General features: G+C 66.0%; 4 protein-coding genes. 1 reads left to right on the plus strand and 3 read right to left on the minus strand.

Annotated elements, in window-relative coordinates:
- Positions 1-310: 310 nt before the first annotated feature.
- On the minus strand, positions 311-601 hold the full coding sequence (locus AB0A61_RS40780; RefSeq protein ID WP_361304616.1) for a CPCC family cysteine-rich protein: 291 nt from the start codon (positions 599-601) through the stop codon (positions 311-313).
- Positions 602-1,004: 403 nt separating this feature from the next.
- Between AB0A61_RS40780 and AB0A61_RS40785 the strand changes: the two genes are divergently transcribed.
- Positions 1,005-1,481: an ATP-binding protein gene (locus AB0A61_RS40785; protein ID WP_361304625.1), complete on the plus strand. Its 477-nt coding sequence runs from the start codon at positions 1,005-1,007 to the stop codon at positions 1,479-1,481.
- Positions 1,482-1,566: 85 nt separating this feature from the next.
- Here AB0A61_RS40785 and AB0A61_RS40790 read toward each other — a convergent pair whose 3' ends face one another.
- Together AB0A61_RS40790 and AB0A61_RS40795 are read right to left on the minus strand one after the other, a co-directional pair.
- The gene (locus tag AB0A61_RS40790) at positions 1,567-2,811 is read right to left on the minus strand and encodes a tetratricopeptide repeat protein (protein ID WP_361304619.1); all 1,245 of its coding nucleotides are present in this window, start codon (positions 2,809-2,811) and stop codon (positions 1,567-1,569) included.
- Complete coding sequence (locus AB0A61_RS40795; RefSeq protein WP_361304622.1) at positions 2,808-3,782, minus strand: toll/interleukin-1 receptor domain-containing protein; 975 nt, start codon at positions 3,780-3,782, stop codon at positions 2,808-2,810. Before AB0A61_RS40795 ends, AB0A61_RS40790 begins: the two co-directional genes overlap by 4 nt.
- Positions 3,783-5,001 lie beyond the last annotated feature (1,219 nt).

Genomic DNA, 5,001 nt, shown 5'->3' on the forward strand with positions numbered 1-5,001 from the left:
CGAAGTTGGGCGCTCGTGGTCATGGCATGCGGATTCCCCTGCCTGATCGGGTCCCGACGGAAGTCACCCTTTTGACCCCCAGTTCCCCGTGAGTCAGGGTTGCTGTACTGCAATGGTCCACGAACGCTGGCCGGGCGGACCTCGGGCGCCAGCTCGGTCAGTAGCCGAAGAAGTGAAGGGGCAGGTCTCTGACCTGCCGCTGTGTAATCGATCAACGCTGCGACCTGCGACTTAGCTGTCGGTGGTTGTCGGCGTTGGTCGTCGTTGAGCCCCCTTTGACGGCCCCGGGACGGCCCGTCAACCGGTGATCTCAGGACAGTGGATGCTCGTGTGACAGTGGCTCCCGAACGAACTGGGTGCACCGCTCGTCGCATGCGCCCATGGCGTGAAAGTTGCGACGGGCCTCAGTCAGGCTCAGCCGACCGTTCGGTCCGCCGCGTACCCTGTCGGCGTCGTGATCGTCCTGGCCGTCGTCCTCCCAGAAGCACACGGCGCAGATCTCGTAGAGGCCGCGCTCTGCAAGCGTCAGGTAGCCGCAACACGGACACTGATAGGGCGCGCCCTCAGGGCCGCGGTTCACGTTGATGAAGGGTTCGGTCACGGCCGCATCCTGGCGAAGTCCTGCTGCCTGCGCATCTAGATATGCAGCCCCATTGGAAGATCGCGTATGCGGATGGCATCTGACCTGGTGAGACGTTGACCTGCGCCTTCTCGTGGTCGGGTCACCATGACTCCCCGCTGTTCCCCGCCCCGTGCCCTTGGATCGGGCACGCAGGGGGCACGTGTGGTTCGCCACGGCTCTTATAGGGCGGGCTCGCGCGTCCTTTCTCCGCCAGGCGCTGGCTCCTCGGCCGCCACGCAAGCGTCTGTAGCGTTCTGCGTCCGCCGCGCCCTGTTCCACCCGCCCCGCGCAGTTCCGGTCGTTACTGCGGAGAGAATGTTGTGATGTTTCGGGGGTAGCGGGGATGGGAATGCAGCGGCGCTTCGGAAGTGAGGCGGATGCCATGGATCTGGCTGGGCAAAGTGAGGGGCAAGAGCCGCTCGTGGACCGTCGGATAGCGGTTTCCGCTGTGTTCGAGGGCACCGCGGAGATCGCAGAGGCCCGTGACATGGCCCGCGACTTCCTCACGTCGGTGCAGGTTGATCATGGTTTGCCGGTGTCCAAGCGCGCGATGGGCATGGTGCAACTGGTCGTGAGTGAGCTGGTGACCAACGCACGCAAATACGCACCCGGCCCCTGCCTGGTGGACCTGGAGATCAGCGAGGGTGCCGTGCAGGTGAATGTCTGGGACAGCAGTACGACGTTGCCGTCAGTGCTGGAAACGGACCCGAACCGGATCGGCAAGCATGGCCTGGAGATCGTGATGGCGGTATCCCAGACCTTCTGCGTCACCCGAGAACCGGTGGGCAAGCGAATCACCGCAGCCGTCGTACTCGCCGACGATCCCGGCGGGGACGTGGTTGGCCACCGAGCCATATAACGGCAGCCTCAACCCACCACTCACCCCAGCTCCCGTCCCGTACGCCGTCGACCCACACACCGTGAAGCGGGCGTGGTTCAGGGCGTCAAGGTGGGGCGCGCCACTGTACGAACGACCTTGACGCCCTGGTCTGTTCGTACAAGGGGATGGCCCGGGCCAAGTCTCCCGCCGACTCGTAGGCGCCGGCGAGATTGTTGCGGGAGGCCAGGGCGTCGGGATGGTCATCGCCCAGCACCCGCTCGTAATCGGTGAGGTTCTGCTCGAACAGGGGGATGGCCCGGCCCAGGTCCCCCGCCGCCTGGTAGGTGTAGGCGAGGTTGTTGCGGGAGGCCAGGGCGTCGGGATGGTCCTCGCCCAGCACCCGCTCGTAATCGGTGAGGTTCTGCTCCAGCAGGGGGATGGCCCGGGCCAGGTTCCCCGCCGCTCGGTAGGCGCCGGCGAGGTTGATGCGGGAGGCCAGGGTGGCGGGGTGGTCCTCGCCCAGTCGGGTCGTGCGTGCGTCGGTCAGGCGTTGGTAATGGTGTACGGCGCCGGCAGGTTGTCCGCTCTCGTAGTCGTAGCGGGCCACGCTGTCCAGCAGGTCGAGGCTTTCGCCGGTGTCGAGCTCTTCGACGAGGGCGCGCGCATGAGGCATGACGTCGGCCAGGTCTAGTCGGCCGGGGGTGTAGACGGCCCGCATGAGGCCCGTGGTGGCCGCAAGAGCCGCTCGGCGCAGGGTAGGCCTGAACCGTGCTGCTTCGGGGTCCAGGATGAGGGTGCGGCTGACCAGGGCGTGCACGAACCAGCTCGGGGGCTCGGTGCCCGTTTGGCGGATGAGGGAGCGCCGCTGGGCGGCGGACAGGGAACGTCGGTTTACGCGCCGGGTGCTCTGGTCGTCCTGGTGGCTCAGATTGCTGCTGATGCTGGTGAGGAGGCGTTCGGGCAGCGGGGCGGGAGCGAGGAGGGCAGCGATCCGCATCAGTGTCAAGGCGTGGTCGTCGAGGTGGCGCAGACTGCGGGCGAAGGTGGCGGCGATGTCGCTGGTGTGGTCGGTGGGCACCTGCATGTACAGGTCGTCGACCAGATCCTGGAAGGCGTCGCCGTGCTGGGTGTCATCAAGTTGACTGTGGAGCTCGGTGTAGGTCAGGCCCGGCTGGTCGGCCAGGCAGCCGCGGGCCAGGTCGACGGCCAGGGCGTGACTGCCCAAGCGCTGCACCAAAGTCCGCGCGGCTGTCCTTTCGGCCGGATTGTTCGGGACGCGGGCGGTGGTGAGCAGGCGGTAGGCCTCATCCGGATGCAGCACATCGACGTCGATGACGGGCAGCTGGTAACCGCGCCAGCGTGTGGTCATGACCGTGCGGCCCAGCGGATGCGGCGCCGCCAGCTCCCGCACCACATCGGGAGGGAGCTCGCCGGGAACGTCGTCGACGATCCACAGGCACGGCGCGCCCACCGTGTGGATGTGCCGGCGGGCCGCCTCCCGTACCTGCGCCGGATCGAGCGCGGTGGCGTCGAGCGCGAGGGCCGCCGCAACCTGCTGGTATCCGCTTGCCCACTGCCAGGGTTCGGCGCGTCAGGGTTGTGGCTGGCGGCCGAGGTGAACCAGTAGATCCCGCCCGGATAGAAGGAGGCGAAGCGGCGGGCGTACTGCTCGACCAGCAGCGTCTTCCCCACCCCACCCAAACCCATGACGACGGCCTGACCGGCCGACGCCCCGTCCTGCGTCGCCGGGTACTCGAACGCATGCAGTGCATGATGCAGCTGCCAGAACTCGCTCACCCGGCCGACGAACCGTTCCGAACCCACATGTTCCAGCGGCCGCCACACCGGCCTTTCCGACTCGATCGCATCCCCGAGACATCCCGGAGACAACCCAGCACGTGCCACGATCCGCTCAACCAGACGCACCGTAGACCCGGGCTCGGCAGCAACGCAGTACCGGGCGTCCCGTAATTGCACCGGCTGGATGTGATCCGCAAGAGGCTCCGGATTAATGACCAGGATGCGCTCGCTCGCCCGCCCCAGCGCGGTAGCCGCACGGAACGCAGTCAACAACTCCCACTGACAAGCCGGACGAGCAGGATAGGCGGCCGAGCAGTAGGCCACGAACAACCGCGCCCCCGCCAACGCCGCCCGGATCCTGTCGGTAACGCCCTCGAACTCGTCGATCCCCGACTCGTCCAGGAAGACACCCACCCCCGCCTCCCTCAGCGCCCCCACCAAAGGCAGAACCGCGGCGCGATCCACTCTGGGATAGCTGAAGAACACCTCATCCACACCGGCCTCCGCCAAGGCATGGACGGTCCCGTCCGTCGAATGCATGAAGACCCCCGCATCTGCCGCACACCACCCCACACCGATCCCACTGCGGCACAACCAGGCCAGCCACTCCAAACCCACACCACCCCGACAACGCAAGACCCGACCCCACCCCTCCGCTCCCTGGCGACGGAAGGCGCACGCTTTCCAACTGTGTTGGTGGGGTGGTGATCCTCGTACGAAGCCGTTCACCTGCGTTCATGGCTGACCGGCTCCCGAGACCAGCCTCGCCCACGCTCCGGTCTGAACGGCCCTGCAGGGTCGCCCTTGACAAATTCGACTCAGCACACTAGCCGGTATCCATCCCGTGGCACTGAGCGTCCTGACCATCGTAGGCAAGACCTATCGAGTAGCCTCATAGCGAACGACAGCGCTGGCCAGCACGCGTGTAGAAGACGGAAGCTGGAGGCTGGGGAAATGACCCGTCTGTCTCCCTCGCTCGAACCAGTCTTCGAACTCTTGGCTCACCTGTTTGGGTGTCAGCAATACAACCAGAGACATTGAACGCGCTCTGCCCCCTTCCAAGGTGATCACCTCGAACCACCCGGCCACGTCCGGGGCTAGCTTCTCCTTCGGCCAAATCTCAGCGCCGTTCGGAAGGCGGTGAACAATCCACACTTCATGCTCTTCCGGCAGGTCAAGGACTCTGCCCATGACTTCGATCTCACCATCGAAGGTGTCGCCATCGATCGGCTTGATGAGCCATGCTCGATCCCCCTGCCCTGGCCCGGCGGCTCGGGCTTCTCTGCGGACTCGCCATCGTCGTGGACAGGACCGCGCACGGGCCCAAACACGTTTTCCTTGACGGGTACACGTGGCGAAGAGGGACACCAGGACGGCGGTCAGCGCACCACCCAGCGCCGTTAACAGTAGTTGGGTCATCTCTGCAGGCCGCGCAATAGTGGGCTGTCGTCGCAGCGCGCCTCCCCCTCGCCGAGGAGATTAGGCCTCAAACGGCTGCCCTCATAGGCACCTTGTGCTTCCGAGACATTTGCGTAGCTCAGCGTTCGAAACGAAACTGCCACGCGCACCACCTCAACCCACCACTCTCCCCAGTTCCCATCCCGTCCGCCGTCGACCCACACACCGTGGAGCGGGCGTGGTTCATGGCGTCCAGGGGGAGCGCACCACTGTACGAACGACTGTGAGGATTCACCGCGGCGCTGCTCGGCAGGCCTGACCCACCGAACGATTGACGCTTCGAGCTGTCCTCTCCAGGAAT

The sequence above is a fragment of the Streptomyces sp. NPDC046197 genome, assembly GCF_040646295.1.
GTDB lineage: Bacteria > Actinomycetota > Actinomycetes > Streptomycetales > Streptomycetaceae > Streptomyces.

Bases quoted from the DNA above. Each gene is read 5' to 3' on its own strand.
- AB0A61_RS40795 (WP_361304622.1), bottom strand. From the start codon at position 3,782: ATGCATTCGACGGACGGGACCGTCCATGCCTTGGCGGAGGCCGGTGTG.
- AB0A61_RS40785 (WP_361304625.1), top strand. From the start codon at position 1,005: ATGGATCTGGCTGGGCAAAGTGAGGGGCAAGAGCCGCTCGTGGACCGT.
- AB0A61_RS40790 (WP_361304619.1), bottom strand. From the start codon at position 2,811: ATGACCACACGCTGGCGCGGTTACCAGCTGCCCGTCATCGACGTCGAT.